The sequence below is a fragment of the Phaeovulum sp. genome, from assembly GCF_041596715.1.
Taxonomy (GTDB): Bacteria; Pseudomonadota; Alphaproteobacteria; order Rhodobacterales; family Rhodobacteraceae; genus UBA6213.
Genome location: NZ_JBFHIA010000287.1, coordinates 1 through 3,397, shown reverse-complemented (window position 1 = coordinate 3,397; position 3,397 = coordinate 1). Strand labels below are relative to the sequence as shown.

Here is a 3,397-nt window from a genome sequence, read left to right as displayed (position 1 = left end):
CTGGCCAGCCGCCGAAAAAACTGATCGTGGTGCCGGGGCGCATCGTCAATGTGGTTCACTGACCGCCGAAGTTTCTTGGTCTCGCTTGCCGCGTTGGCAGGCTGCGGCTTCACGCCCGCTTACGGGCCCGATGGCGGTGCCACAGCACTGCGTGGCACCATCGCCCCCGACGCCCCCGCAACGCGCGACGATTTCGCGCTGACCCGGCGGCTGGCAGAGCGTCTGGGCCCGACCGAAGTGGCGCGCTATCGGCTTGCCTATACAATCACCACCACAAGCAGCGCACAGGCCGTTACCACTGACAGCATCACGACTCGGTATCTGCTGCAAGGCGAAGCGAGCTATCAGTTGATCGATATCGGCTCGGGCGCGGAACTGCTGGCCGGAGTGGTCAAGAACTTTACCTCGTGGAAAGCCAGCGGCACCGTGGTTGCCAGCACCAGCGCCGAAGATGATGCGCATCTGCGGCTGGCGCGCATTCTTGCCGACGAGATCGTAACCCGCCTGCTGGCCGGTGCCGCCAGCCTGCCGAAATGAAACCCAACCCCGCTGCCGCGGCACGCCTGCTGGCGCGGCCCCCTGCCGATCTGCCGGCCCTTCTGCTTTACGGCGCAGACCCGATGCGGGTGGCGCTAAAGCGGCAGGACCTGATCCTTCAGGTGATCGGTGCCGAGGGGGAAAACGAAATGCGTCTGGCGCGCCTTGACGCATCCGACCTGCGCAAAGACCCTGCGGTGCTGTCAGATGCCCTTCGCGCGCAAGGTTTCTTTCCCGGCGCGCGCGCGGTGCTGGTGGAAAGCGCAACCGACAGTGCTACCGCCACGGTGCAGGCAGCACTTGCCGATTGGCGCGCGGGCGATGCCATGCTTGTGGTGACCGCTGGCATGCTTGGCAAAAACTCTAGCCTGCGCAAGCTGTTCGAGGTGCATCCGACCGCACCCTGCATCGCCATTTACGACAACCCGCCCAGCAGCGACGAGGTGGCGCAGACACTGACAAAGGCGGGGCTGCGCGGTATCGGGCGCGAGGCGATGATCGACCTGATGGCGCTGGCCGATGCGCTAGACCCCGGTGATTTCCGCCAGACGGTCGAGCGGATCTCGCTTTACAAGCATGGCGATACCACGCCGCTTTCCGTGAACGACGTGGCCGCCTGTAGCCCCGTCACGATCGAGGCTGAGGTAGACGATCTGCTGAACATCGTGGCACTGGGCCAAGAGGCAGCTTTTGGCCCCATGATGGCGCGTATTTCGGGGCAGGGCGTTCTGCCCGTTACGCTGGCCATCGCGGCCGAACGCCATTTTCGCGCTTTGCTTGCCGCCAAGTCCAACCCCGGCGGCACTGCGGCCGGGTTATCGCAGGCGCGCCCTCCGGTCATGGGGCCACGGCGCGACCGGATGCTGAAACAAGCGCAATGCTGGAGCGTGCCAAAGCTGGAAGAGGCGCTGCGGCATCTGTTCGAAACCGACCTTGCGCTGCGCTCTTCCACTCGCGCGCCCGCATCGGCCATGCTTGAACGCACCCTGCTGCGCATCGCGCATTTGGCCCAAGGCTAGGCTTCCGGCTGCACTTCCCCTTGCCATGACGGCGCGACTCATGCAGCAAAGCGACGGCGCGGCATGTTGCGCAGGTGGCGTGAATCGACATCCGTCACCTTGGCCGCGGGGTCGAGACAGGGCAAACACGACATGAGCGAAATAATGGTCATCGGCGCAGGCCCCGCGGGGCTGATGGCAGCCGAGGTGCTGGCGGGCGCGGGCCACCGTGTGACGATTTGCGAAGCCAAACCCAGCCCTGCGCGCAAACTGCTGATGGCGGGGAAAAGCGGGCTGAACCTGACGCGCGATGAATCCGCCGCCCAGTTCGCTGCCAATTTCGACGCAGAATGGCTTGCCCCGATTCTTGCCAGCTTTGGCCCCACGGAAGTGATGGAATGGGTGCGCGGTCTAGGCGTCGAGCTTTTCACCGGCTCAACCCTTCGGGTGTTTCCGGTTGAAATGAAGGCGTCGCCACTATTGCGCGCTTGGCTGCGCCGTCTTGATGCTATGGGCGTGCGCTTGCACACCCGCTGGCGCTGGACCGGCTGGCAAGGCGATGCGCTGCGATTTGAAACGCCTGAGGGCGAGCAGCTTGCCCAGCCCGCTGCCACCGTGCTGGCGCTTGGCGGTGCCAGCTGGCCCCGTCTTGGCTCTGACGCCGCTTGGGTGCCGTGGTTGGCGGCCAAAGGTGTTGAGATCGCGCCGTTCCGCCCGGCCAACATGGGCTTTACCGTCGCATGGTCGCCACATATGGCCGCGTTTTTCGGCACGCCTGTCAAAGGGGCGGCGCTTGCCGCAGGCGGGCGCATAAGCCGCGGTGAATTCGTGATTACCGCGCGCGGCATCGAGGGCGGCGGGGTCTATACAATCTCTAACCTCGTGCGCGACGGTGCGCCCCTAACGCTCGACCTCGCGCCGGGTCGCAGCCTTGCCGAAGTTGCAGGCCGCCTTGCGCGCCCACGCGGCACCGATACCGTGGCCAACTGGCTGCGCAAGGCGCTGCACCTCGACCCGCTCAAACTGGCGCTGTTACAGGAATGGGGGCGTCCACTGCCCAGCGCACCCGACCGCCTTGCGCGGCTGCTGAAGGCGCTTCCGGTGCGCCATGAAGGGCCGCGTCCGATTGCCGAGGCGATTTCCTCGGCGGGCGGCATAACCGCCGCCAGCCTGACCGATACGCTAGAGCTTCGTGCGCTGCCCCGAACCTATGCGGTGGGCGAGATGCTCGACTGGGAGGCACCGACCGGCGGCTATCTGATTACCGCCTGCCTGGCTACGGCCCGCCACGCGGCCACCGCAGCCGCCACGGCGCTGGCGGGCTGAATACTTCTGCTTTGTGCACAGCACCTGATGCGCTATCTTTGCGCAACAGGCTGGAAACACGAACAAGAAGAATGCGCGAGCGGCCGCGGCCCCCGTGCGCAGGCAGAGCAGGTATGTTGCGCATCAACGACGCGATCACGATTGCCGACTGGGAGTTGGTTGAAAGTTTTACCCGCTCGCAAGGGCCGGGTGGGCAAAACGTCAACAAGGTCTCGACCGCAGTCGAATTGCGGTTCGAGGCTGAACGCAGCCCACACCTGCTGCCAGCCGTAAAGGCGCGGCTAAAGCGGCTTGCCGGGCGGCGTTGGACGCTTGACGGTGCCATCGTGATCCGCGCCGAAGAAACGCGCAGTCAGGCGCGTAACCGCGAAGCGGCGCGCGAACGGCTGGCCGAAATGATCCGCGCAGCCTTGGTTGCGCCAAAACGACGTGTGCCGACCAAACCCACCGCTGGCAGCAAGCGGCGGCGCCTCGCGCATAAGGCCGAGCGCGGCGAGGTCAAGGCGCTGCGCGGCAAGGTTGACGACGATGAATAG

At 65.5% G+C, this 3,397-nt stretch carries 4 protein-coding genes; all 4 read left to right on the top strand.

The genetic code is table 11. The features are described 5' to 3' along the window. Positions 1-48: 48 nt before the first annotated feature. The 4 genes from lptE (at position 49) to arfB (ending at position 3,397) form a co-directional block, all read left to right on the top strand. Positions 49-537: an LPS assembly lipoprotein LptE gene (gene lptE, locus ABY403_RS14735; RefSeq protein ID WP_372841577.1), complete on the top strand. Its 489-nt coding sequence runs from the start codon at positions 49-51 to the stop codon at positions 535-537. After that, positions 534-1,556, top strand: coding sequence for a DNA polymerase III subunit delta (gene holA, locus ABY403_RS14730; RefSeq protein ID WP_372841576.1), 1,023 nt, complete (start codon positions 534-536; stop codon positions 1,554-1,556). The genes lptE and holA overlap by 4 nt, the downstream gene beginning before the upstream one ends. A gap of 132 nt (positions 1,557-1,688) precedes the next feature. Beyond that, positions 1,689-2,861, top strand: coding sequence for a TIGR03862 family flavoprotein (locus tag ABY403_RS14725; RefSeq protein WP_372841575.1), 1,173 nt, complete (start codon positions 1,689-1,691; stop codon positions 2,859-2,861). A gap of 113 nt (positions 2,862-2,974) precedes the next feature. Next, positions 2,975-3,397, top strand: a complete 423-nt coding sequence (arfB, locus tag ABY403_RS14720; protein ID WP_372841574.1) for an alternative ribosome rescue aminoacyl-tRNA hydrolase ArfB — start codon at positions 2,975-2,977, stop codon at positions 3,395-3,397.

Bases quoted from the DNA above. Each gene is read 5' to 3' on its own strand.
- lptE (WP_372841577.1), top strand. From the start codon at position 49: ATGTGGTTCACTGACCGCCGAAGTTTCTTGGTCTCGCTTGCCGCGTTG.
- holA (WP_372841576.1), top strand. From the start codon at position 534: ATGAAACCCAACCCCGCTGCCGCGGCACGCCTGCTGGCGCGGCCCCCT.
- ABY403_RS14725 (WP_372841575.1), top strand. From the start codon at position 1,689: ATGAGCGAAATAATGGTCATCGGCGCAGGCCCCGCGGGGCTGATGGCA.
- arfB (WP_372841574.1), top strand. From the start codon at position 2,975: ATGTTGCGCATCAACGACGCGATCACGATTGCCGACTGGGAGTTGGTT.